At 71.8% G+C, this 23,075-nt stretch carries 24 protein-coding genes and 1 rRNA gene; 16 read left to right on the plus strand and 9 right to left on the minus strand.

Annotated features, from left to right (window positions below):
- Positions 1 to 41: 41 nt before the first annotated feature.
- Positions 42 to 503: a hypothetical protein gene (locus tag ACWEN0_RS17445; protein ID WP_451974227.1), complete on the plus strand. Its 462-nt coding sequence runs from the start codon at positions 42 to 44 to the stop codon at positions 501 to 503.
- Here the strand turns inward: ACWEN0_RS17445 and ACWEN0_RS17450 are convergent.
- Positions 500 to 1,177 carry an IspD/TarI family cytidylyltransferase gene (locus ACWEN0_RS17450; RefSeq protein WP_451974229.1) on the minus strand — a complete coding sequence of 226 codons (678 nt, stop codon included), beginning with the start codon at positions 1,175 to 1,177 and terminating at the stop codon, positions 500 to 502. The genes ACWEN0_RS17445 and ACWEN0_RS17450 overlap by 4 nt on opposite strands.
- A 53-nt stretch (positions 1,178 to 1,230) precedes the next feature.
- On the opposite strand from ACWEN0_RS17450, the gene cobT reads away from it, so the two are divergent.
- Positions 1,231 to 2,328, plus strand: a complete 1,098-nt coding sequence (cobT, locus tag ACWEN0_RS17455; RefSeq protein ID WP_451974231.1) for a nicotinate-nucleotide--dimethylbenzimidazole phosphoribosyltransferase — start codon at positions 1,231 to 1,233, stop codon at positions 2,326 to 2,328.
- A 57-nt stretch (positions 2,329 to 2,385) separates the two neighbouring features.
- Here the strand turns inward: cobT and ACWEN0_RS17460 are convergent, their stop codons facing one another.
- Positions 2,386 to 3,489, minus strand: a complete 1,104-nt coding sequence (locus ACWEN0_RS17460; RefSeq protein ID WP_451974233.1) for a branched-chain amino acid aminotransferase — start codon at positions 3,487 to 3,489, stop codon at positions 2,386 to 2,388.
- Between the two features lie 96 nt (positions 3,490 to 3,585).
- On the opposite strand from ACWEN0_RS17460, the gene ACWEN0_RS17465 reads away from it, so the two are divergent.
- On the plus strand, positions 3,586 to 3,885 hold the full coding sequence (locus tag ACWEN0_RS17465) for a hypothetical protein (RefSeq protein WP_451974235.1): 300 nt from the start codon (positions 3,586 to 3,588) through the stop codon (positions 3,883 to 3,885).
- Here the strand turns inward: ACWEN0_RS17465 and ACWEN0_RS17470 are convergent.
- Both ACWEN0_RS17470 and ACWEN0_RS17475 read right to left on the minus strand, forming a co-directional pair.
- Positions 3,842 to 4,516: a DUF402 domain-containing protein gene (locus ACWEN0_RS17470; RefSeq protein ID WP_451974237.1), complete on the minus strand. Its 675-nt coding sequence runs from the start codon at positions 4,514 to 4,516 to the stop codon at positions 3,842 to 3,844. The two genes, ACWEN0_RS17465 and ACWEN0_RS17470, sit on opposite strands and share 44 nt — an antisense overlap.
- Positions 4,509 to 5,357, minus strand: coding sequence for a hypothetical protein (locus ACWEN0_RS17475; protein ID WP_451974239.1), 849 nt, complete (start codon positions 5,355 to 5,357; stop codon positions 4,509 to 4,511). Before ACWEN0_RS17475 ends, ACWEN0_RS17470 begins: the two co-directional genes overlap by 8 nt.
- Before the next feature lie 111 nt (positions 5,358 to 5,468).
- Between ACWEN0_RS17475 and ACWEN0_RS17480 the strand changes: the two genes are divergently transcribed.
- Positions 5,469 to 6,968 (plus strand): leucyl aminopeptidase, encoded by a 1,500-nt coding sequence (locus tag ACWEN0_RS17480; protein WP_451974241.1) that lies wholly within the window; start codon positions 5,469 to 5,471, stop codon positions 6,966 to 6,968.
- Position 6,969: 1 nt separating this feature from the next.
- A complete protein-coding gene (locus ACWEN0_RS17485; RefSeq protein ID WP_451974243.1) occupies positions 6,970 to 7,962 on the plus strand; it encodes an SMI1/KNR4 family protein in 993 nt (330 codons plus the stop codon).
- A gap of 130 nt (positions 7,963 to 8,092) precedes the next feature.
- Here the strand turns inward: ACWEN0_RS17485 and ACWEN0_RS17490 are convergent, their stop codons facing one another.
- The gene (locus ACWEN0_RS17490) at positions 8,093 to 8,437 is read right to left on the minus strand and encodes an oxidoreductase (RefSeq protein ID WP_451974245.1); all 345 of its coding nucleotides are present in this window, start codon (positions 8,435 to 8,437) and stop codon (positions 8,093 to 8,095) included.
- Between the two features lie 182 nt (positions 8,438 to 8,619).
- Here ACWEN0_RS17490 and lpdA point away from each other — a divergent pair, with 182 nt between their 5' ends.
- From lpdA to lipB, 5 genes are all read left to right on the plus strand, one after another.
- Positions 8,620 to 9,993: a dihydrolipoyl dehydrogenase gene (gene lpdA / locus ACWEN0_RS17495; RefSeq protein WP_451974247.1), complete on the plus strand. Its 1,374-nt coding sequence runs from the start codon at positions 8,620 to 8,622 to the stop codon at positions 9,991 to 9,993.
- 55 nt (positions 9,994 to 10,048) lie between these two features.
- A complete protein-coding gene (sucB, locus tag ACWEN0_RS17500) occupies positions 10,049 to 11,821 on the plus strand; it encodes a 2-oxoglutarate dehydrogenase, E2 component, dihydrolipoamide succinyltransferase (protein ID WP_451974249.1) in 1,773 nt (590 codons plus the stop codon).
- A gap of 98 nt (positions 11,822 to 11,919) precedes the next feature.
- Positions 11,920 to 12,795, plus strand: a complete 876-nt coding sequence (locus tag ACWEN0_RS17505; RefSeq protein WP_451974251.1) for a TIGR01777 family oxidoreductase — start codon at positions 11,920 to 11,922, stop codon at positions 12,793 to 12,795.
- A complete protein-coding gene (locus ACWEN0_RS17510; RefSeq protein ID WP_451974253.1) occupies positions 12,792 to 13,415 on the plus strand; it encodes a phosphatase PAP2 family protein in 624 nt (207 codons plus the stop codon). The genes ACWEN0_RS17505 and ACWEN0_RS17510 overlap by 4 nt, the downstream gene beginning before the upstream one ends.
- Positions 13,412 to 14,155 carry a lipoyl(octanoyl) transferase LipB gene (gene lipB / locus ACWEN0_RS17515; RefSeq protein ID WP_451974255.1) on the plus strand — a complete coding sequence of 248 codons (744 nt, stop codon included), beginning with the start codon at positions 13,412 to 13,414 and terminating at the stop codon, positions 14,153 to 14,155. Before ACWEN0_RS17510 ends, lipB begins: the two co-directional genes overlap by 4 nt.
- Before the next feature lie 37 nt (positions 14,156 to 14,192).
- Here lipB and ACWEN0_RS17520 read toward each other — a convergent pair whose 3' ends face one another.
- Both ACWEN0_RS17520 and ACWEN0_RS17525 read right to left on the minus strand, forming a co-directional pair.
- Complete coding sequence (locus tag ACWEN0_RS17520) at positions 14,193 to 15,128, minus strand: LLM class F420-dependent oxidoreductase (RefSeq protein ID WP_451974257.1); 936 nt, start codon at positions 15,126 to 15,128, stop codon at positions 14,193 to 14,195.
- Positions 15,129 to 15,133: 5 nt separating this feature from the next.
- Entirely contained in the window at positions 15,134 to 15,745 is a 612-nt protein-coding gene (locus ACWEN0_RS17525; RefSeq protein WP_451974259.1) for a TetR/AcrR family transcriptional regulator, read from the minus strand.
- Positions 15,746 to 15,876: 131 nt separating this feature from the next.
- On the opposite strand from ACWEN0_RS17525, the gene ACWEN0_RS17530 reads away from it, so the two are divergent.
- The 4 genes from ACWEN0_RS17530 (at position 15,877) to ACWEN0_RS17545 (ending at position 19,117) form a co-directional block, all read left to right on the plus strand.
- A complete protein-coding gene (locus tag ACWEN0_RS17530; RefSeq protein ID WP_451974261.1) occupies positions 15,877 to 16,398 on the plus strand; it encodes a hypothetical protein in 522 nt (173 codons plus the stop codon).
- 72 nt (positions 16,399 to 16,470) lie between these two features.
- Positions 16,471 to 17,421 carry an oxidoreductase gene (locus ACWEN0_RS17535; RefSeq protein ID WP_451974263.1) on the plus strand — a complete coding sequence of 317 codons (951 nt, stop codon included), beginning with the start codon at positions 16,471 to 16,473 and terminating at the stop codon, positions 17,419 to 17,421.
- Positions 17,422 to 17,446: 25 nt separating this feature from the next.
- The gene (lipA, locus tag ACWEN0_RS17540) at positions 17,447 to 18,448 is read left to right on the plus strand and encodes a lipoyl synthase (RefSeq protein WP_451974265.1); all 1,002 of its coding nucleotides are present in this window, start codon (positions 17,447 to 17,449) and stop codon (positions 18,446 to 18,448) included.
- 45 nt (positions 18,449 to 18,493) lie between these two features.
- On the plus strand, positions 18,494 to 19,117 hold the full coding sequence (locus ACWEN0_RS17545; protein ID WP_451974267.1) for a DedA family protein: 624 nt from the start codon (positions 18,494 to 18,496) through the stop codon (positions 19,115 to 19,117).
- Here ACWEN0_RS17545 and ACWEN0_RS17550 read toward each other — a convergent pair.
- Positions 19,114 to 20,064, minus strand: coding sequence for a LysR family transcriptional regulator (locus tag ACWEN0_RS17550; protein WP_451974269.1), 951 nt, complete (start codon positions 20,062 to 20,064; stop codon positions 19,114 to 19,116). The genes ACWEN0_RS17545 and ACWEN0_RS17550 overlap by 4 nt on opposite strands.
- A 70-nt stretch (positions 20,065 to 20,134) precedes the next feature.
- On the opposite strand from ACWEN0_RS17550, the gene ACWEN0_RS17555 reads away from it, so the two are divergent.
- Both ACWEN0_RS17555 and ACWEN0_RS17560 read left to right on the plus strand, forming a co-directional pair.
- Entirely contained in the window at positions 20,135 to 21,004 is an 870-nt protein-coding gene (locus ACWEN0_RS17555; RefSeq protein ID WP_451974271.1) for a patatin-like phospholipase family protein, read from the plus strand.
- A gap of 134 nt (positions 21,005 to 21,138) precedes the next feature.
- Positions 21,139 to 22,323 (plus strand): L,D-transpeptidase, encoded by a 1,185-nt coding sequence (locus tag ACWEN0_RS17560; protein ID WP_451974273.1) that lies wholly within the window; start codon positions 21,139 to 21,141, stop codon positions 22,321 to 22,323.
- Between the two features lie 660 nt (positions 22,324 to 22,983).
- Here ACWEN0_RS17560 and rrf read toward each other — a convergent pair.
- Positions 22,984 to 23,075 (minus strand): 5S ribosomal RNA (gene rrf, locus ACWEN0_RS17565); the annotation flags it as partial.

Consider the following 23,075-nt stretch of genomic DNA (forward strand, 5'->3'; position numbering starts at 1 on the left):
AAGCTGGACTGCGCTCTAGTACGCAAGTTACCCTCGAAAGTGTGTCCCCGCCCACAGCACACAGCGGCTCCAGCGGCCAGGGCCTCGAGCAACTCCTCGAGGAGCTCCGGCGCCGCAAATGGGTGCTGCACCTGTTCGGCGGCCGCGAGTCGCCGGAGATCTACGCCGCGGTGCACCGGTGGCCGACGTGCGCCGACGTCATCATCCTCCGCGACGAGCACCGGGCCAGCGCCTACCGCGTGCCGACCTTCCCCGGCACCGACGTCTTCGGCCCGCGGGTGGTCACCTGGCAGTACCACGCCACCCCGGTGTGGACGCTGCGCGCGGTGCTCACCCTCGCGGAGCCCGGCACCCCGGGCGCGCCGCTGCAGGCCCTGCGCCCGCAGCCGGGGTGCCACATCCCGCCGGAGCTGCGGCAGGACGTCACGGTCCGGCCGACCGGCACCGCGCTCGAGACCGAGCGGGAGGGGGACGACGGCGGCGGCCCGCCGGCGTGCGCCTAGCGCGCGAGCAGGCGCTCCGCGACCACCAGGTCGTGGGGGTAGGTGATCTTGAGGTTCTCGGGAGCCCCCGGGACCCAGCGGATCGGCAGTGAGGAGAACCGCTCCATGCAGGACGAAGTGTCCGTACCCAGAAAGCCTTCCCGCTCGGCCTCTTCGTAGGCCTCGAGCAGCGGTCCGGCCCGGAAGCCCTGAGGCGTCTGGACGCGGATCGCGCCGGGCACCTGGGCGACCAGGTGCCCGGCATCCACTCCGACGACGTCGTCGGCGGCCAGGCCCGGCACAGCCCCCCCGTCCTCGCGTGTCCGGGTCAGCACCGCTTCGACGAGTCGCGGGTGGACCAGCGGCCGGGCCGCGTCGTGCAGCAGCACGGCGTCGACCCGGCCGCCTGTTATCCGGGGGGCCAGGTGCCGCAGCGCGTTGAGCTCGGAGGCCTGGCGCGTGTCGCCGCCGTGCACGATCTCCACGTCGCCGCCGGCCACTTCTTCGGCGAGCTCGCGGTCCTGCGGCCGGATCACGAGCACCAGCACGCCGATGCCGGGAACGCGCTTGAAGGCGTCCAGGGACCAGGCGACCACCCGCCGCCCGGCCAGGGGCAGGTAGACCTTGTTCAGCTTCGCGCCGACGCGGGTGCCCGCGCCGCTGGCCAGCACCACCGCGGCCGCCGTCGTCTCCACGAGCCGCGAGACTACTGGGTGATCCGGAGCGGTAGGTTGGCCGCAGCGTTGCCATGGACGAGAAAGGGCCTGGTGTGGAGCCGGACAACATCGAGTTCCCCGAGATCACCCCGCCCGACGACCACGCCCGGTCCGACGCGATCGCGTTGCACGACAAGCTGGTCAAGCCCGCCGGGTCGCTGGGCAGGCTCGAGGAGCTGGGCGTCTGGATCGCGGCGTGCCAGGGCCAGTCGCCGCCGCGGCCGTTCACCCGGCCGCGCGTGATCGTCTTCGCCGGTGACCACGGCATCGCCGCGAAGGGCGTCTCGGCCTACCCCGCCGAGGTGACCGGGCAGCTGCTGGGCACGATGCTCACCGGCGGCGCCGCGATCAACGTGCTGGCCGCCGCCGCGGGCGCGAGCGTCCGCGTGGTCGACATGGCCGTGGACACCGAGGCGCCGGCGACGCGCTCGATCGGCGAGTACAAGGTCCGCCGCGGCTCGGGCTCGATCGACGTCGAGGACGCGCTGACCGCCGAGGAGGCGAAGAAGGCGATCCACGCCGGCATCGCGATCGCCGACGCGGAGGTCGACGGCGGCGCGGACCTGCTCATCCCGGGCGACCTCGGGATCGCCAACAGCACGCCGGCGTCGGTCATCGTGGCGGCCCTGACCGGCACCGAGCCGGTCGCGGTCGTCGGCCGCGGCTCCGGCATCGACGACGAGGCGTGGATGCGCAAGGCGACGGCGGTGCGCGACGCGCTGCGCCGGGCCCGCGCGGTGCTGGCCGACCCGGTCGCCCTGCTGCGCACCACCGCGGGCGCGGACATCGCGGCGATGGCGGGCTTCCTGGCCCAGGCCGCGGCCCGCCGGACGCCAGTGGTCCTGGACGGGCTCGTCGCGTGCGCCGCGGCGCTCGTCGCCGAAGACCTCGCGCCGGGCGCGCGGCGCTGGTGGGTCGCCGGGCAGCGGACGGCCGAACCCGCGCACGCGCTCGCGCTGGAGCACCTGGACCTGGGCCCGCTGCTCGAGCTGGACGTCCGGCTCGGCGAGGGCACCGGCGCGGTGACGGCACTGCCGCTGCTGACGATGGCCACCCGCGTCCTGGCCGAAACCGCCACCCACGAGCAGGCGGGCGTCTCCGGCCCGGTCATCCCCGCCACCGCCACCTGACCCCGGACGTCATGAGGGCACCTTCACGGACGTGAAGGTGCCCTCATGACATGGAAATCAGCCGAGCGGGACCATCCAGTGGTCCGCGTCGGGACGGGTGCCCTCCTGGATGCCCGTCAGCTCTTCGCGCAGCTTCATCGTCAGCGCGCCCGGCTGCCCGTCGGCGATGGTGAACTCACCGTTCGCGTGCTTCACGTGGCCGACCGGGGTGATCACCGCCGCCGTGCCGCAGGCGAACGTCTCGGTCAGCTCGCCCGAGGCCGCCGCCTTCTCCCACTCCTCCGTGGAGATCCGGCGCTCCTCGACCTTGTACCCGAGCCGCGAAGCCAGCTGCAGCAACGACTTGCGCGTCACCCCCGGCAGCAGCGAGCCGGTCAGCTCGGGCGTGACCACCCGGGCGTTCTCGCCGGAGCCGAAGACGAAGAACAGGTTCATCCCGCCCATCTCCTCGACCCAGCGCCGCTCGACGGCGTCGAGCCACACCACCTGGTCGCAGCCCTTCTCGACGGCCTGCGCCTGCGCGACGAACGACGCCGCGTAGTTGCCGGCGCACTTCGCCGCGCCGGTGCCGCCGGGGGCCGCGCGCACGTACTCCGTCGACAGCCAGACGCTCACCGGCTTCACGCCGCCGGAGAAGTACGAGCCGGCCGGGGACGCGATGACCGTGTACACGTAGTCGGCGGCCGGGCTGTTGACGCCGAGCCCGGTGGACGTCGAGATCATGAACGGCCGCAGGTACAGCGAGTCACCCTGCCGGGTGGGCACCCACCGGCCGTCGACGGCGACGAGCTCACGCAGCGACTCGACGAAGACGTCCTCGGGCAGCTGCGGCATCGCGAGCCGCTCGGCCGACTGCCGGAACCGCGCGGCGTTGGCGTCCGGGCGGAACGACGCGATCGAGCCGTCCGGCTGGCGGTAGGCCTTCAGCCCCTCGAAGATGGCCTGGCCGTAGTGCAGCACCGACGTCGCCGGGTCGAGGGTGAAGGGGGCGTACGGGCCGACCTGGGCGTCGTGCCAGCCCTCGGCCTTCGACCACTTCACGATGACCATGTGGTCGGTGAAGAAAGTACCGAACCCGGGTGCTTCGAGTACCTCCGCGACACGGTCCGCGCTCGCAGGACTCGGGTGCGGGACATGGGCGAACTGTGTCGTGGTCGTCATGGCAGGAGGATACCGCTTGGTCGGAGGCGCGTTAGTCGGATGTCCCACTGTTCCGGGTGGTCCGCGCCCTCGCCGTGACCGCTCTAGTATGGCCGCGTGACCTACTCCACGCAGCCGGTGCCCCGGCCCAAGACCGCCGGGGCCGACGTCAAGACGTTCGTCACCGCGGTGCTGCTGACCTTCGGGGTCGGCCTGCTCGGCATGGTCGGCTGGGCGGTGCTGTCCAGCGGCTTCGGCGGCTTCCTCGGCCTCGTCGCGGGCGTTTTCGGCGTCGTGTGGTGGCGGACCGTCCACGGCAAGGTGGTCTTCCCGAAGGTGATCCCGACGAAGTCGGTCGTCATCCTCGCGGTGGTCAACGCCGTGTTGGCGCTGATCCTTTTCCTGCTGGCGGGCTGAGCTCCCCGAGCAGGCCCGCGGGCAGCTCCGGCGCGGGCCACGCCGGGTCCGGCCGGAAGTCCGTGCCGGTGCCGTCGAACGGATAGGCGCCGCGTTCGGCCAGCGCACCGATCCGCTCGCCCTCCGCGCGCAGCCGGTCCAGCTGCTCGCGCGTCAGCCGGCCGGCGTCGATCGCGACCTCGGCCTCGTCTTCGTCGTCCCAGTGCCAGGTGCCGTCGCGGTCGACGACGACGTCGAGCACGCCGTCGATCCGGTCGACGCCGCGCGGGTGCCTGCCGAGCGGCACCTCGAGGTTGACGTACCAGTTCGTGAACCGGCCGGCGGCGTCGAAGAACCACCAGACCGACGACCATTCGTCGTCGGCGACGCGGCGCAGCGTGGACGTGCGGTGCCAGAAGTCCGGCACCGGCACGCGCGGGATGCGGAACCGCTGCTCCAGCGGCGCCTCCCCCATGTGCCTGCCGTCCACGAGCCGGCTGCCGACGATCGGCGTGCCCGCCGGGATCCAGCCGAGCAGCACCCGGCCGTCGTCCTCGAGGACGCGCAGCGGGTGGATCTGGCCGATCGAGCCGTCCGGGCGGTGGAACCGTTCGAGCACGGTCTCCCCCGGCCGCCAGCGTCGGTCACTCACGCACCCCACTGTACCTGCGCGCGCGTACGCCCAGTAGCAGCTCGATCACGGTGACCAGGCCGGCGACGACCAGAACGGGCAACGCCGGCAGGAAGTACGCGGCCACCGCGGCGACGGCGATCCCGGCCAGGCCGCGCACGCCGGCACGCTCGCGGACCTCGGCCCCGGCCGCGAGCGCGGGCACCACGGTCGCGACCACGGCGACGACCGTGAGGAGCGACTGCAGCGAGTCCGCGTCGGCGGCGGACAGCAGGTCCCGCAGCGACGTCAGGGACAGCCCGAGCCGGACCGCGCCGAGCTGGTACAGCGCGGCGAAGGCGGCCAGCACGGCGACCGCGCTCAGCAGGAGCACGCGCCGGCCCGCGTTCTCGCGTCCCGCCGGCCGCAGGAACGGCAGCGTCACCACGGCCGCGACGAGCACGCCCGCGAAGTCCGGGACCTGGAGCCCGCCCCCGGCGGTCGCCACCGGCGGCACGGCGACGCACACCACGACCAGCGTGAGCCCGGCCGAGAGCAGCACCACGCCCACGGCCCGTACGACGAACGTCGGGATCTTCAGCCCGGCGAACCCGGCGCCGGTGATCACCACGGCGAAGGCCGCGGCGGCCACTTCGCGGTGCGCGGGAAAGACGTAGGCGCCGAACGCGATCGCGTAGACCGTCACCTCCGCCAGCCGCGCCACCGCCACCACGACCCGGTCGACCAGCGCATCCCCGGGTTCCGGGACCCGGGCCGTCACCCCCGCCGCGATCGCCGCCAGGACCAGCCCGGCGAGCAGCCACCAGCCGGCGCCCGGCGCCCCGGCCGCCAGCACCACCAGCAGCCCACCGCCCAGCCGCACGGGGCGCCTCCCTCTCCCTCTGTTCACGCGTGGTTCGGTCGTCATTAGCATGGCTCACGATCCCGACCGGGCCGGCGCCCGGTGCCACCGCGAACGCGCGAGGAGCCAGAAGTGACCGTGCCTAAGCTCGCCCTGTCCGACAACACCGGGGAGGCACTGGCCAAGACGCGCGCCGACGTGGTCGTCATCGGCACCCTGCAGGGCGAGGACGGCCCCCAGCTCGCCGCCGGCGCCGCCGCGGTCGACGCCGCCTTCGACGGCCGGCTCGCCGGCCTGCTGGCCACCCTCGGCGCGAGCGGCAAGGCCGAAGAGGTCGTCAAGCTGCCGACGCTGGGCAAGCTGCCCGCGGGCGTGGTGCTCGCCGTCGGCCTCGGCAAGGCGGGCGACGCCGTCACCCCCGAGCAGGTCCGCCGCGCCGCCGGGGCCGCCGGCCGCGCGCTGGCCGGCACCGACCGCGCGCTCGTCACGCTGTCGGAGCTCGACCTGCAGGCCGCCGTCGAGGGCACCGTCCTCGGCTCGTACGTCTTCACCGCCTACCGCTCCGAGAAGGGCGACGCCCCGGTCGCGAAGGTCGACTTCGCGAGCCCGGCGGACGGCACCGCCCGCGAGCACAAGGCGACGCTCAAGGCCGCGACCAGCATCGCCGAGGCCGTGCTGACCGCCCGCGACCTGATCAACACCCCGCCGAACGACCTCTACCCGGCCTCCTTCGCCGAGCGCGCGAAGAAGCTGGCCGAGGACAACGGCCTCGAGTTCGAGGTTCTCGACGAGAAGGCGCTCAAGCGCAAGGGCTTCGGCGGCATCCTCGGCGTCGGCGGCGGCTCGTCCCGCCAGCCGCGGCTGCTGCGCCTGGCCTACAAGCCGGCCAAGGCCGCCAAGAAGGTCGCGCTGGTCGGCAAGGGCATCACGTTCGACTCGGGCGGCATCTCGCTCAAGCCCGCCGCGAACATGGACCACATGACCTCGGACATGTCCGGCGCGGCCGGCGTGCTCGCGTCGGTCGTCCTGGCCGCGAAGCTGAAGTACCCGCTCGAGGTCGTCGCGCACATCCCGCTGGCGGAGAACCTGCCCTCGGGGACGTCGTACCGCCCGGGTGACGTGCTGACGATGTACGGCGGCAAGACCGTCGAGGTCCTCAACACCGACGCCGAGGGCCGGCTCGTCCTGGTCGACGCCATGGTCCGCGCGGCCGAGGAGAACCCGGACTACCTGATCGAGACCTCGACGCTGACCGGCGCCCAGGTCGTCGCGCTCGGCAACCGCACCGCCGGCGTGATGGGCTCGGACGACTTCCGCGACCGCGTCGCCGCGATCATGCAGGCCACCGGCGAGAACGGCTGGCCGATGCCGCTGCCGGAGGAGCTGCGCGCCGACCTCGACTCGCGCCTGGCCGACCTGGCCAACGTGACGGGCCACCGCTGGGGCGGCATGCTCGCGGCCGGGATCTTCCTGCGCGAGTTCGTCGCCGACGGCCTCGACTGGGTCCACATCGACATCGCGGGCCCGTCGTTCAACACCGGCTCGCCGTGGGGCTACACCGGCAAGGGCGGCACGGGCGTGCCGGTCCGGACGATCGCCGCGGTGCTGGCGGACATCGCCGCCAACGGCTGAGTTGGAGCCCGGCGAATACCTCGAAACGGCGGTCAGGGACGTCCTGACCGCCGTTTCGTCCACTGTGGACGACCAGGTCGGGTACGCCGCCCTGCTGCTCGCGGTCACCGGCGCCCTCGCCGAGGCCGACCGGCTGGCCGGGCAGTGGCTGGCCCGCGCGGATCGCCCGGTCGACGCGCTCGCGGCCGGCCCGGTGCGGGCCCGCGCGTGGGCGATGCTCTTCGAGGCGCGCGGTCAGCGTCCCGAATGGGCTTCCGGACTGTCCCCACTGGACCTCGACGCCGAAGAGCGCGCGCACACGGCTTCGCTGCGCCGCCCGGCTTCGGACCTCGAAGGCGTCCTCCCGCCCGGCCCGGTCGCCGAGGTGGTCAAGCAGGTGGCGCCGGCGCGCCCGGACCGCGTCCGCACGGCCCTGCTCGACGGGGACCTGGCGGGATGGGCCGCGCTGGCCGGGCCACGCCCCGACGTCGCGACCCTCGCGGCGACGCGCGCCTTGGCCCCCGCGCTGGTCGCCGGCGCGGACCCGCTCGGCCTGCGCGACTGGGCGCCGTCGTGCGCGGGCGCGCTGGTCGCGGCGCTGCACGAGCGGTACCCGCCCGACCTCGGGACCTGGCCGGAGCTGATCGCGGAGATCATGCGGCTGCGCGGCGGCTCGGCGGGCTCGCTCCTGCGCGGCCGGTCCGCCCTCCCGCCCCCGGCGTCGGAGGCCGCGATCCACTCGGCGGAGCTGTGCCTGGGCACCGAGTTGCCGCCCGACCACCGCGAGTTCCTCCGCACGTGCGACGGCCTGCCCGCCGACGTCGTCTTCCCCCGCCTCCTGGGCACGGCGGAACTGCGCGCCGAAGACGGCGTCGTGGTGCTCGCCCACCCGGCGGTGCTGCTGCTCTCGGCGGGCCACGTGGTCGAGGTCGACCCGGTCCTCGGCACGACGGTCCACCCGTCGTTCCGCGCGGCACTGGTCAAGCACGCCACGCTGCTCGCCCAGGCCGGCTGACCGTGTCGACCCTCCAATCACGCGTGTCGGCTTTCTGATCACGGCCGTCCCGGACGCGGGGTGTGCGCGAAGGGTCAACACGCGTGGTCAGGGGGTCGACACGCGGCGGGGGTTTCGGGCGGACCGGGTCCTAGACCTGCCCGCGCTTCTTGCGCTCGGTGTACTCCCGCATCCGCTTCGGGTAGCCGACCCGCGCGACCTCGTACACCGGGATCGACCGGCGGTGGCCGAACTGCTGGGCGGCCTCCAGGCTGCCGATGCGGCGGCGGGTCCATTCGCCGTCGTGGGCGATCAACACCACAGTGGTCTCGGTGACGTTCGTCTTCGGCTCGACGAAGGCCTCGACACCCCGGCGCGAGGCGATCCACTCCTCGAGGTGCCGGGTGTCGCCGGAGCTGGCTTTCCGCAGCGTACCGGCCCGTTGACCACCCTTGGCCCGCCTGCGCAGCGAGTCGAAGAGCCCCACCACGACCACCTCTCCTCCCGAGACTTACCCCACTCATTATCCCGATGTCCGCGTGTGGTCGGTGTCGCACACCCGGCTAGGTCGCAGCCCCGTCCGGCGTAGTGACAAGATGGCGGGTGTCGCGCGCGCGGTTATACCGCGCGAGGGCGACGACAGAGCATCACCCCACTGCTTGCCGAGGAGTTATACAAGTGACCGACACCTCCGCCGACCTCGTGATCCTGGGAGGCGGATCGGGCGGCTACGCCGCGGCGTTCCGCGCGGCCGAGCTGGGCCTTTCCGTCACGTTGATCGAGAAGGACAAGCTGGGCGGGACGTGCCTCCACCGGGGCTGCATCCCGACCAAGGCCCTGCTGCACGCCGCCGAGGTCGCCGACGAGACCCGTGAAGCCGAGGCGGTCGGCGTCAAGGCCGCCTTCGAGGGCATCGACATCGCCGGGGTCAACAAGTACAAGGACGGCATCGTCGCCCGCCTGTACAAGGGCCTGCAGGGCCTGGCCAAGGCGCACAAGGTGAACCTCGTCGAGGGCAGCGGCACGTTCGTCGGCGGCACGACCGTCGAGGTGGACGGCACCCGCTACACCGGCAAGAACGTCATCCTCGCCACCGGTTCGTACTCGCGCACGCTGCCCGGCCTGGAGCTCGGCGGCCGCATCATCGCCAGCGAGCAGGCCCTCTCCCTCGACTACGTCCCCAAGAAGGTCGTGGTCCTCGGTGGCGGCGTGATCGGCGTCGAGTTCGCCAGCGTCTGGGCCTCCTTCGGCGTCGACGTGACGATCGTCGAGGCGCTGCCGCGGCTGGTCCCGAACGAGGACGAGTTCGCGTCCAAGCAGCTCGAGCGCGCCTTCCGCCGTCGCAAGATCGCCTTCAAGACCGGCGTGAAGTTCACCGGCGCGAAGCAGGACGACAACGGCGTGAGCGTTTCGCTGGAGTCCGGCGAGACCATCGAAGCCGACCTGCTGCTCGTCGCCGTCGGCCGCGGGCCGAACTCGGCCGGCCACGGCTACGAGGAGGCCGGCGTCAAGATCGAGCGCGGCTTCGTCCTCACCGACGAGCGGCTGCGCACGAACCTGCCGAACGTCTACGCCGTCGGCGACATCGTCCCGGGCCTGCAGCTCGCGCACCGCGGCTTCCAGCAGGGCATCTTCGTCGCCGAGGAGATCGCCGGGCAGAACCCGCGCGTCATCGACGAGAGCGGCATCCCGCGCGTCACCTACTCGCACCCGGAGGTCGCGTCGGTCGGGCTGACCGAGTCGCAGGCGAAGGACAAGTACGGCGCCGACGTCACGACGTTCACCTACGACCTGGGCGGCAACGGCAAGAGCCAGATCCTCAAGACCTCCGGCGGGGTCAAGCTGGTCAAGGCCCCGGACGGCCCGGTCGTGGGCGTCCACATGGTCGGCGACCGCGTCGGCGAGCTGATCGGCGAAGCGCAGCTGATCTACAGCTGGGAGGCCTACCCCGAGGACGTCGCGCCGCTCATCCACGCGCACCCCACCCAGACCGAGGCCCTCGGTGAAGCGTTCCTCGCCCTCGCGGGGAAGCCGCTGCACGTGCACAGCTGACGTCCCACCAGCAGAATCCAGACCACGCAGAACTTGGAAGAGGAGTCAGCGAACGATGGCCTACTCCGTCACATTGCCGGAGCTCGGGGAGAGCGTCACCGAAGGCACCGTCACCCGGTGGCTTAAGCAGGAGGGCGACACCGTCGAGGTCGACGAGCCGTTGCTCGAGATCTCGACCGACAAGGTCGACACCGAGGTGCCGTCCCCGGTGGCGGGCACGGTCGTGAAGATCAGCGCCGCCGAGGACGAGACCGTCGAGGTCGGCGGCGAGCTCGCCGTGATCGACGACGGGTCCGGCGGGGTTCCCGAGTCCTCCGCCCCCGCGCAGGAAGAGCAGCAGCCCGAGCCCGAGCCCGAGCCCTCGCAGCCGGAACCGCAGGCCCAGGACAGCGCGCCGAGCAAGCCGGACACCGCGCCGGCCGCCGGCGGCGAAGGCACCGAGGTGAAGCTGCCCGAGCTGGGCGAGAGCGTCACCGAGGGCACCGTCACGCGCTGGCTGAAGGCGGTCGGCGACTCGGTCGAGGTCGACGAGCCGCTGCTCGAGATCTCCACCGACAAGGTCGACACCGAGGTGCCGTCGCCGGTCGCCGGCACGGTGCTGGAGATCCGCGCGGGCGAGGACGAGACCGTCGAGGTCGGCGGCGTCCTGGCCGTGATCGGGGACGCCGGTGCGGCGCCGAAGGCCGAGGCCAAGCCCGAACCCAAGCCGGAGCCCAAGCCCGAGCCGAAGCCGGAACCCAAGCCCGAGCCGGTCCAGGAGTCGAAGCCCGAGCCCAAGCCGGAACCGAAGCCCGAGCCGCAGGCCGCGCCCGCGGCGAAGGCGACCGAGGCGGCCCCGGCCGCGGCTTCGAAGGACGGTTCGGCGGACGGCCCGTACGTCACGCCGCTGGTCCGCAAGCTGGCGACCGAGCACGGCATCGACCTCGCGTCGCTGACCGGCAGCGGCGTCGGCGGCCGGATCCGCAAGCAGGACGTCCTGGCCGCGGCCGAGGAGAAGCAGAAGGCGGCCGCCCCGGCTCCCGCCGCTGCCGCTCCGGCCCCCGCCGCCGCTGCCGCTCCGTCGGCTCCGCGCCCGGCCGCCCCGGTGTCGCCGGAGCTCGCGGCGCTGCGCGGCACGGTCCAGAAGGCCAGCCGGATCCGCCAGATCACGGCCACCAAGACCCGCGAGTCGCTGCAGATCGCCGCGCAGCTCACGCAGGTCCAGGAGGTCGACGTCACGAAGATCGCCAAGCTGCGGTCGCGGGCGAAGGCGGCCTTCAAGGAGCGCGAGGGCGTCAACCTGACGTTCCTGCCGTTCTTCGCGAAGGCCACGGTCGAGGCGCTCAAGCAGCACCCGAACGTCAACGCGTCCTACAACGAGGACACGAAGGAGATCACCTACCACGGCGCCGTGCACCTGGGCATCGCGGTGGACACCGAGCGCGGGCTGCTCTCGGTCGTGATCCACGACGCGGGCGAGCTGAGCCTGGCCGGTCTCGCGCACCGGATCGCCGACCTGGCCGGCCGCGCGCGGTCGGGCCAGATCAAGCCGGACGAGCTGTCCGGTGGCACGTTCTCGATCACGAACATCGGCAGCGTCGGCGCGCTGTTCGACACGCCGATCATCGTGCAGCCGCAGTCGGGCATCCTCGGCACCGGCGCGGTCGTCAAGCGGCCGGTCGTGATCGCGGACGCCGACGGCAACGACACGATCGCCGTCCGGTCCATGGCGTACCTGCCGCTGACCTACGACCACCGCCTGGTGGACGGGGCCGACGCGGGCCGCTTCCTGACGACGATCAAGCAGCGCCTGGAAGAGGGCAACTTCGAGGGCGAACTCGGCCTCTGAGTGCACGACGGCGAAGGCCGCCACGGGACTCCCGTGGCGGCCTTCGCCGTCTCCGGGCCGGACGTGCGGCCGCGCACCGGATACGCGACGATCGGAGCATGCGAGTACTGATCGCCGGAGCGAGCGGCTTGATCGGGTCGGCGCTGGGCGAGCGCCTGCGGCGCGAGGGCCACGAAGTCCGGACCCTCGTGCGCCGGGATGCCCGCGGCACCACGGAGTTCCGCTGGGACCCGCCGTCGGGCTCGATCGCCGACGGGGCCTTCGAGGGGGTCGACGCCGTCGTGAACCTGGCCGGCGCGCCGCTGTTCCCCGGCCGGTGGAGCGCGATGCGCAAGCAGCAGCTCACCGACAGCCGGGTCGAGCCGACCGAGGTGCTCGCCGAAGCCGTCGCCGAACACGGGACCGGCGTGCTCGTCAACGCGTCCGCCGTCGGCTTCTACGGAGACACCGGATCGTCCACTGTGGACGAGTCCGCGCCGCGCGGCGGCGGTTTCCTCGCCGAGCTCTGCGAAGCCTGGGAAGCCGCGACGGCGGGCGCGGGTGACGCGCGCGTCGTGCACGTCCGGACCGGGCTGGTGCTGTCGGCCAAGGGCGGGTTGTACGCCACGCTGCGGCCGCTCTTCCAGCTGTGCCTGGGTGGCCGGCTCGGCGACGGCCGCCAGTTCATGTCGTGGATCGCGCTCGAGGACGAGGTCGGCGCGATCGTCCACGCCCTGACGCACGACGACCTGTCCGGGCCGGTGAACCTGACCGGCCCGGCCCCGGTGACCAACGCCGAGTTCACCCGGACGGTCGGGCGCGCGCTGCACCGCCCGGCGCCGTGGTGGGTGCCCGGGATCGCGCTCAAGACCGTCCTCGGCCAGGCCGGCGAGGAGATGGCGCTGTTCGGGCAGCGGGCTCTTCCCGGCGCGCTGGAGCGGTCCGGCTACGCGTTCCGGCACCCCACCCTCGACAGCGCGCTCGCCGCGGCATGAGCGTCCCCCTGCAGCGCTGGCTCGTGGTCGGGGTGGTGCTCTGCGCCGCGTTCGTCGTGCTCGGCCTGAGCGTGGCGCGGCAGCCGCTGACCCTCGACGTCGAAGTCGCGAACGCGCTTCGCGGCGTCTACGCGGAGCCGCTCGGCCGGGTCGCGCAGGCCGGGAGCGACGTCCTCGGGCCGGTGCTCCCCTACGTCCTGGGCGTGGCGCTGCTGGCGGTGGCGCTGCGCCGCCGCGAACACCTCGGGCTGTGCGTGCGGCTGGCCGTCGTACTCGTCCTGTGCCGGTTGACGAGCCTGGTGTTCAAGCCGATCTTCCTGCGCGAACGCCCCCGCGACTACCCGGACCTGAGCTATCCGAGCGGGCACGTCGTGTCGGTGGCGAGCACCGGGTTCGTCCTGCTCCTGCTGGCGGCGTGGCTGTGGCCGCGGCTGGTCCGCCGGCTGGCGGTGGCGGTCGCCGTCGCGGTCGTGCTGTCCGCCGCCTGCCGCGTCGTGCTGGGCGTGCACTGGGTCACGGACACGGTCGGCGCAGTGCTGGCGGTGACCGGTGTCGGGCTGCTCTCAGCGTGCGCCTTGCGGCTGCTTCCCCCGGGTGACGGGCGTAGCCTCGACGGGTGAGTTCTTCCCGCACTTCCTGCCGCGCCAGCACCGAGCCCGTCGACGTCCGGGAGCTCGGCACGATCGACTACACCGAGGCCTGGGAGCTCCAGCGGAGCCACCTGACGGCCCGCGCCGACGGCACCGGCCCGGACACGATGCTCCTGCTGCAGCACCCGTCGGTGTACACCGCGGGCAAGCGCACCGAGGAGGCCGACCGCCCGACCGACGGCACCCCGGTGATCGACGTCGACCGCGGCGGCAAGATCACCTGGCACGGCCCCGGTCAGCTGGTCGGCTACCCGATCCTCAAGCTCGGCGACCCGATCGACGTCGTGCACTACGTGCGGCGGCTGGAAGAGGCGCTGATCCACGTGTGCGACTCGCTCGGCGTGCACACCGGCCGCGTCGAGGGCCGCAGCGGCGTCTGGATCCCCGCCGACGACCGCGGCATCGAGCGCAAGATCGCCGCGATCGGCATCCGCGTCCAGCGCGGCGTGACGATGCACGGCTTCGAGCTGAACTGCAACGCGGACCTGTCGGCGTTCGACACGATCGTCCCGTGTGGAATCCGCGACGCGGGCGTGACGTCGCTTTCGTACGAGCTGCAGCGCGACGTGAGCGTGGAAGCGGTGCTGCCGCTCGCGCGTGACGCCGTCCTCGCGGCCCTCGAAGGCGAGCTGCCGGTGAGCGAAGACCGCTGGCTCCCGCGTCCCGAGGCCCCGCAGGCCGCGGGCGTCACCTTCGCCCTCCAGAACTGAGAAACGGGCGCCTCCCGCGGGAGGCGCCCGTTTCCGTTCAGTCCAGCTGGGGTGCGACCTCGGCCGCGATCAGGTCGATCTGGTCCAGGTCGGACAGGTCCAGCAGCTGCAGGTACACGCGGGTGATCCCGGTCTTCTCCCGCCACTGCCCGATCCGGTCGACGACCTCGGCGGGCGTCCCGGCCAGGCCGCTCGCCCGCAGCTCGGTGACGTCGCGGCCGATGACCGAGGCCCGGCGCGCGACCTCCTCCTCGGTGCGGCCGACCCCGATCACCAGCGCCACCGAGCGCAGGATCTCCTTGGGGTCGCGGCCGATCTCCCGCGCCGCTGCGTCGACCCGGGCGAACTGGTCGGCCGCCGTCCCGGCGTCCACGAACGGCAGGTTGAACTCGTCCGCGAACCGGGCCGCCAGCTGCGGGGTGCGCTTCTTGCCCTGGCCGCCGACGATCACCGGCGGCGCCGGGGACTGCGCCGGCTTCGGCAGGGCCGGCGAGTCGGTCAGCGTGTAGTACTGCCCGGCGAAGGAGTACGTCGAACCCACCGGCGTCTTCCACAGCCCGGTGACGATCTCGAGCTGCTCGGCGTAGCGGTCGAAGCGCTCCTTCAGCGGCGGCAGCGTCAGGCCGTACGCCTCGTGCTCGGCGTCGTACCAGCCGGCGCCGAAGCCGAACTCGACGCGGCCGCCGGACATCCGGTCGACCTGCGCGACCGAGATGGCCAGGGGACCCGGGTGCCGGAACGTCGCCGCGGTGACGAGCGTGCCGAGCCGGACCCGGCTGGTCTCGCGGGCCAGGCCGGCGAGGGTGATCCAGGCGTCGGTCGGGCCGGGCAGGCCGTCGGCCGAGCCCATCTTCAGGTAGTGGTCGCTGCGGAAGAAGGCGTCGTAGCCGGCGGCTTCGGTCGCCTTCGCCACGCGCAGCAGGTCGTCGTAGCTGGCCCCCTGCTGGGGCTCGGTGAAGATCCTCAAGTCCACGAAGATCAGCCTATAGAGACGTCGGGTTCCGTGCGCCGCAGCCGTACCAGCATGCGGACGATCACGTCCTCGATCTCGGCGCCGACCTTCTTCGGGTCGGGCGAGCTGGCGATCTCGGTCGCCGCGCTCGACAGCGCGCCGAACAGCAGCCGCGAGGTGACCTCCACCGGCACCGGCTCGACCTCGCCCGCGTCGATCAGCGACTGCAGGCCGGAGCGCACGAGCCCGAAGCTGCAGCGCTCCTCGGCTTCGCGCCAGCGTTCCCAGCCCATGACGACCGGCGCCTCGTGGATGGCGATCCGCTGGTAGGCCGGGTCGAGGCAGGCGCGGATGAACGCGTTGAGCCCGCCGAGCGCGCGTTCCCACGGCGAGCCGTCGCCGTTCATGATCTTGTCGAGCCGGTCGTAGACGAGGCTTTCGACCAGGTCGAACGCGGCCTCGAAGAGCGCCTGCTTGCCGCTGAAGTGGTGGTAGAGCGCACCCTTCGTCACCCGGGCACGTTTGGCGATCTCGTCGAGCGAGGTACCCGCGTAACCGCGCTTGGTGAACAGTTCCACCGCGCTGTCGACCAGCGCCGACCGCGTCGACTCGGAGTAGTCGAGCCGTCTGGACCTCATTGTCGCCACCTTCACAACCTTACGCCCGGAGGATCTCTCCATACTCATGGTATGTTCGCCGTGTCAGGTCCGTACCGGGAGTATGCCGCAGACCCGCGGTATGACCCGGACCACGGAAGGGGAGCCACACGATGAGCTGGACCGACTTCTACCGACGTCAGGAAATCCTCGAAGCCACCGTCCGCCTGGCCGGCCGCGAACCGGCCGCGCCGCTGCCGCTGGAGGAGGTCCCCGGCGCCGAAGAGAACTTCGGCACCGAGGAGAACGTTCTCCTGGCCCTGCAGCACAAGTGGACGCAGGTGCTGGCCGGCCGGCTGCGTGCCGAGGTCACCGACCCGGACGAAGCCGACGGCCTCGGCGACCACGTCGACGCCGTCACCCGCGCTTGGCGCGGGGCGTACGAGGAGCACGAAACCCTGCGCGCGGTGCTCGACGGCGGCTACGAGCGATACGCGTCGCTGCGCCGGATGCACGAGGGCGAGCTGCGCATGCTCGCCGTCACGGCCGGGATGGCCGACCCGCGCGAACCGGGTGAAGAGATCGTCAAGGTGGGTCACGCGCTCGAGGCGCTGCTGCGCACGAGCCGCGACGAGCCCGCCCGCCGCCGTCCCGTCATGGGACACCTGCGGCGCCTGCTCGCGCCGAGTGCATAACAATTCAGCCAGCGGCGCGCAGCGCCTCCGTTGAGGGCGGCGGCGGGGGCATGGATGGAGTAAAGAACACGCATGACGGAGCGCTGGACCGACGCCCACATCCCCGACCAGACCGGTCGGACCGCCCTGGTCACCGGGGCGAACTCGGGGCTCGGACTGCGCACCGCGGAGGTGCTCGCGGCCAAGGGGGCCCGCGTGCTCCTCGCCTGCCGCTCCGCCGAGCGCGGGGCGAAGGCACTGGACATCGTCAAAGCGGCCGCCGCGGGCGCCGAGCCCGAGCTCATCCCACTGGACCTGAGCGAGCTCGCCTCGGTGCGCGCGGCCGCCGCGTCGGCCAGGGAAACGACCGGCGACAAGCTGGACGTCCTGGTCAACAACGCCGGCGTGATGGCGACCGCCCGCGGCCGCACCGCCGACGGCTTCGACCTGCAGCTCGGCACCAACTACCTCGGCCACGCGGCGCTGACCTGGCTGCTGATGCCCGCCCTGCGCGGCGGGACGCACGCCCGCGTCGTCACGCTCTCGAGCCTCGCCGCGACCGGCGCCCGCATTCACTTCGACGACCCGAACGGCGACCACCGCCGCTACAACGCGGCGGCCGCGTACGGGCAGTCGAAGCTCGCCGACCAGGTGTTCGCGCTCGAACTGGACCGGCGGCTGCGTGCGGCCGGCTCCGACGTCGTCAGCGTGGCCGCGCACCCCGGGTACACCGCGACCGGGCTGGGCAGCGGCATGGCGCGGTCGTACGCGAACCCGGTCGTCCGCGGCCTGATCGCCGGCACCCACCACCTCGGCGAGACCCTGTTCGCCCAGGGCCCGCGGATGGGCGCGCTGCCGCAGCTGTACGCGGCCACCGCCGACGGCGTCGAAGGCGGCGCCTACTTCGGCCCTCGGGGCCTCGGCAACCTGCGCGGATACCCCGCGCGCGTGCCGCCGCTGGCGGCCGCGCGCAGCGAGTCCGTGGGGTCCGCGCTGTGGGAGCTGACCGCGAAGTTGACGGGCATCACCCCCGACCCCGCGTAGCCCGGACGGGCGTACGGTTGAGGGCGTGAGTGCTGCGCCAGAAGGCCGGAAGCTGCTGCGTCTCGAGGTTCGCAACAGTGAGACGCCGATCGAGAAGAAGCCGTCGTGGATCAAGACGCGGGTGCGGATGGGTCCGGAGTTCACCGAGCTCAAGGGTCTGGTGCGTCGCGAAGGCCTTCACACGGTGTGTGAAGAGGCGGGGTGTCCCAACATCTACGAGTGCTGGGAAGACCGTGAGGCCACGTTCCTGATCGGCGGGGATCAATGCACGCGTCGGTGTGACTTCTGCCAGATCGACACCGGCAAGCCCGCCGCCCTTGACCGCACCGAGCCGCGGAAGGTCGCGGAGTCGGTGCAGGCCATGGGGCTGCGGTACTCCACGGTGACCGGCGTCGCCCGTGATGACCTTTCCGACGGTGGTGCGTGGCTCTACGCGGAGACCGTGCGCCAGATTCACGCTCTCAACCCCGGCACCGGTGTCGAGCTGCTGATCCCGGATTTCAACGCTGATCCCGCGCAGTTGGCTGAGGTGTTCGGTTCGCGGCCGGAGGTCTTGGCGCACAACGTGGAGACCGTTCCGCGGATCTTCAAGCGGATCCGCCCCGGGTTCCGCTACGCCCGGTCCCTGGAAGTCATCACGAAGGCGCGTGAGGCCGGTCTGGTGACGAAGTCCAACCTGATCCTGGGCATGGGCGAGACTCCCGAAGAAGTGGCTCCGGCGATGCAGGATCTGGTCGACGCGGGGTGTGAGATTTTGACGATCACGCAGTACCTGCGTCCCTCCCCGCGGCATCATCCGGTGGATCGGTGGGTGAAGCCGGAGGAGTTCGTGGAGCATTCGAAGGCTGCGGAGGCGATGGGTTTCGCGGGTGTGATGGCCGGTCCGCTGGTGCGCTCGTCTTACCGCGCGGGACGGCTCTACGCCCAGACCAAGGCCCACCGCGGCGAGGAACTGCCGGACAACCTGGCCCACCTGGCCGCCGAGGGCCCGGCCGCACAGGAAGCCGCGTCGCTGCTGGCGCGGTGACCGACGTCACCTCACCATCCTTAAAGGATCGGTAAAGTGGGGTGCATGGCCCTGGTTTCGGACCTGCTCAGCTGGTTGCAAGGACTTCCGGAACCGGGGCTCGTCGCCGCGACCGGCGGCCTGGTGTTCGCCGAATGCACGATCGGGCTCGGGTTCCTGGCCCCCGGCGAGTCGGGCCTGCTCATCGCGGCGACGACGGCGAACACCGTCGCGCGGTTCCTCGCCCTCTGGACGGTCGTCACCCTCTGCGCGACAGCCGGCGACGCGCTCGGCTACTTCGTCGGCCGCCGCTTCGGCCCCCGGCTGCGGGAAACGAAGCTGATCCGCAAGTACGGCCTCGACGCCTGGGACAAGGCGGCCGGCGTCCTCGAACGCCGTGGCGCGTGGGCGGTGTTCTTCGCCCGCTTCCTGCCGGTGATCCGCACGCTGACGCCGGCCGCGGCCGGGACGTCGGGCCTGCCGTTCCGCAAGTTCCTCCCCGCCGCCGCGACGGGCGCCCTCTGCTGGTCGCTGGTCCACATCAGCATCGGCGCCGCCCTCGGCGAGGCGGCCAAACGCATCGAAGGCGCGGTGAACACGGGCGGCCTGATCGTCGTCGGCGTCCTCGCCGCGGCGGGCGTGTTCTTCTTGCTGCGCCTGAAGAAGCGAAAGCCGGAAAAGGTGTCCTAGGCAGGCGCCAATTCGGAATGCACGCGGATCCAGTTCGCGAAATGCGGATTCCGTTGCCGTGATGCCGAATACGCGACTTCCGCACACCGGAACACCGCGTCGGTGGTCGGCGTGCGGGCGTCGTCCTCGCGCGTCGCGAACAACAACGTCGTCCACAGCGGGTCGCCCGCCAGGGGCAGCGCGAGGAGCCCGGGTGGCGGTGCGGAAGCCGCCTGCGCCAGGCACACCGCGCCCTGCGCGATCAGCGTGCCCGCGGTACCGGCTTCGGACGTGAAGTGCCGCACCCGCGGCGTGAACCCGGCCGCCGCGCACGCCTGCAGGAACCGGACCCGCACGCAGTTTTCGTGCGGTGGCGGCAGGATCCAGTCGCAGCCGGCCAGGTCGGCGAGGTCGACGACGCCGTCGCGGATCGCCGGGTGCCCCTCGGCGATGCCGACGAAGATCGGCTCGGTGGCCAGCGTCCGCACGGCGAGCCCGGCGAAGTGCTGCGTTTCGGTGCCGTCGAAGCGTTCGAGCAGGGCGACGTCGACACGGCCCGTCGAAAGCAGCTTCAGGAGCGTCAGAGAGGCGGGTTCGGCGTAGGTCTGGACATCAGCCGCCAGTTCGCCAAGCTCCTCGATGAACCGGCCGATGATGAGCAGCGGCACGTACCCGATCTTCAGCGTCTCGGCGGCGCCCTCGCCGTGGCGCCGGGCCGAGGCGACGAGGTCCTGCACGTCCGACAGCAGCGCGTCGGCCCGCGAGAGCACGAACCGGCCGAGCTCCGTCGGGCGCACGCCACTGGGGCCGCGGACGAACAGGTCGCCGCCGAGGATCCGTTCGATCCGCTTGAGCTGCGCGGTGAGCGCGGGCTGGCTCACGCCGAGGACGGTGGCGGCGCGGCTCACGCTGCCGCTGTCCGCGACGGCGCGGACGGACCTGAGGTGCCGCAGCTCGAGCTCGGCCACGCCCAGCAGGTTAACGTCGTCTTCACGGCCCGCACGACCTGCGAAAGTCGGGCTTACTACATTCGGCGGTATGAGTCTCGCGGATCTCCCCCGGCCGATCGGGTTCGTCCTCGGCGGGGGCGGCAGCCTCGGCGCCATGCAGGTCGGCATGCTGCGCGCGCTCGGCGAAGCCGGGCTGACGCCGGACCTGGTCACGGGCACGTCGGTCGGCTCCCTCAACGCGGCGGTGCTTGCGCTGCCCGGCGACGACGCGCTGGCGCGCCTGCACGGCATCTGGGCGCACATGACGCGTGCCGAGGCCTTCCCCGGCGGCGTGCTGAGCCAGGTCCGCACGCTGACGCAGAGCAGGACGCACCTGTTCCCCAACACCGGCCTGACCGGGATCATCGCCGACCACCTCGGCGCCGGGACCCGCTTCGAGGACCTCGCGCTGCCCCTCGGCGTCGTCACGACGCAGGTCGACACGGCCGAGCCGCTGCTGATCCGGTCCGGGCCGCTCCTGGCGCCGCTGCTGGCGAGCTGCGCGATCCCGGGCATCTTCCCGCCGGTGGAGCACGAAGGGCGGCTGCTGTACGACGGCGGGCTCGTCGCGAACGTGCCGATGCGGCAGGCGCTGGCGATGGGCGCGAAGTCGCTGGTCGTGCTGGACTGCGCCTTCCCCGGCAAGATGCCGGACGCGCCCCGGACGTTCGCCGAGGTGATGATGTTCACCGCGATGATCAGCATGCGGAACCAGGCGGTGCTGGAAGCGCCGCTGGCCGCGGCCGAGGTGCCGGTGCTGTACGTGCCCGGGCCGGCCCCGGTCCGTGTGAACCCGCTCGATTTCGGGCACACCGAAGCGTTGGCGGAACAGGCGTACACGGCCGCTCGCGAGTACCTCGACGGGATTTCCCCGGCGGGGCCCGGCCTCTACGGGGCACCGGGGCTCGTCGTCAAGTGATTCGCGTCACGCCGATGCACCGATCCGCCGTCAAGGACGTCATCGCTATCGCGTAGATTTTGATTTGTCGAATGCCCGCCGATCCCAATTTCCCAAAAAGAGACAATATGCTCCCCAAGAAGATTTTACTTTCGGTGGCCGGAATCGTCGCCGGGGCTCTGCTGGTTTCCGCCTGCTCGTCCGGTGACGACGGCGGCTCACCCGGCGGTGGAGCGCCAGCGTCCGATTCCGCGTCGCCGTCGGCGACTCCGGTCGCCGTGACGTTCGAGCCCGCGAACGGCACCGGGGTCAACCCGGCGACGCCGATCGTGGTCAAAGCGGCGAATGGGAAGCTCCTCGACGTGACGGTGTCCAACACCGCCAAGGGGACCAAGGTCGCCGGCAAGCTCGCGGCGGACGGCGCCAGCTGGACGTCGACCGAACCCCTCGGCTACGGCGCGACGTACAAGGTCGTCGCGCACGCCCAAGGCGCGGACGGGAAGCCGATCGAGCAGGACAACCAGATCAGCACGATCGCGCCGAAGAAGCAGGCGAACGCGAACCTGATCCCGGCCCCGTCCGCGGTGGCGAGCACGGGCGTCGGCGTCGGGCAGCCGATCGTGTTCAGCTTCGGCAAGATCGCCGTGAAGAACAAGGCGGCGGTCGAGAAGGCCCTGACGGTCGAGTCGACGCCGAAGCAGGACGGCAGCTGGTACTGGATCGACGACTCGAACGTCCACTACCGGCCCAAGGAGTACTGGAAGCCCGGCACGACGCTCAAGGTGTCGGCGAAGATCTACGGCGTCGATTTCGGCAACGGTGTCTTCGGTGCGGAAGATCGTACGGAAACGTACAAGGTGCACGATTCCTGGATCGCCAAGGCGGACGGGAACACCGAGCAGATGCAGATCTTCCACAACGGCGCGATGGTCAAGTCCATGCCGATCTCGATGGGCAAGGACGCGACCCCCACCCACCTGGGCGCGCACGTCATTTCGGACAAGCAGGCCAACTACACGATGGACTCGTGCACGTACGGCGTCTGCCCACCGGACCCGAAGGCGTACCGCTCGAACGAGAAGTGGTCCGAGCGCATTTCGAACGACGGCGAGTTCGTCCACGAGAACCCGAACAGCGTCGGCCAGCAGGGCAGCTCGAACGTGTCACACGGCTGCATCAACCTGAACGGCGCGAACGCCCAGTGGTTCTTCCAGAACATGGGCCTGGGCGACGTCGTGGAGGTCACCAACTCGGGCGGCCCCCAGCTGCCGGTGTGGGACCTGTACGGCGACTGGTCCAAGTCCTGGGCCGACTGGCAGGCCGGCTCGGCCCTGAAGTAACCCATCGGCTTCACGGGGCCAGGAGCTACGCTCCTGGCCCCTTTTCGTACCCACACCGCCCAACCCGTGTCGACTCCCCAATCACGCGTGATGCCCCTTCAATCACGCGAGATGCCTCTCCAGTCACGCGAGATGCCCCTCCGGTCACACGTGATGCCTGCTCGGTCACGGGTGATGCCCGTCCAATCACGCGTCAGGCCTCTCCAGTCGCTGGTGGATGCCCGGCCAAGCACGGGGTCCGGCCGGGTATGCACGGGGAGCCGGTAGGTCGCAGCGGTAAGTTCCGGCTGCGCCCAGATCGGTTTCTGCCCGAGCGAGGCCAGTGCGGTGGGCCGGAACGGTCGGCAGGCGTGATTGCCGGGTCGACTCGTGTGATGGGGGGTCGACTCGTGTGATGGGGGGTCGACTCGCGTGATGGGAGGGTCGACACGCGTAACCCCGGCCCGCGGTATGGCCGCGGCCGGCGTGCGACGAGGGCATCACCCGTGCTCGGGGAGGCATTACCCGTGATTGAGCGGGCATCACCCGTGACTGAGCGGGCATCTCGCGCGGTCGGGTGGGCATCGCGGGTGTTTGGTGGGGTATTACCCGGGGGTGGGTATGAGAAAAGGCCCCGGGAGGACCATGTCTGGTCCTCGACCGGGGCCTTCCCCAACGTAAGTTCGGCGGTGTCCTACTCTCCCACAACCCTTCGGTTGCAGTACCATCGGCGCTGTCAGGCTTAGCTTCCGGGTTCGGAATGGGACCGGGCG

The organism is Amycolatopsis sp. NPDC004378 (genome assembly GCF_053602455.1).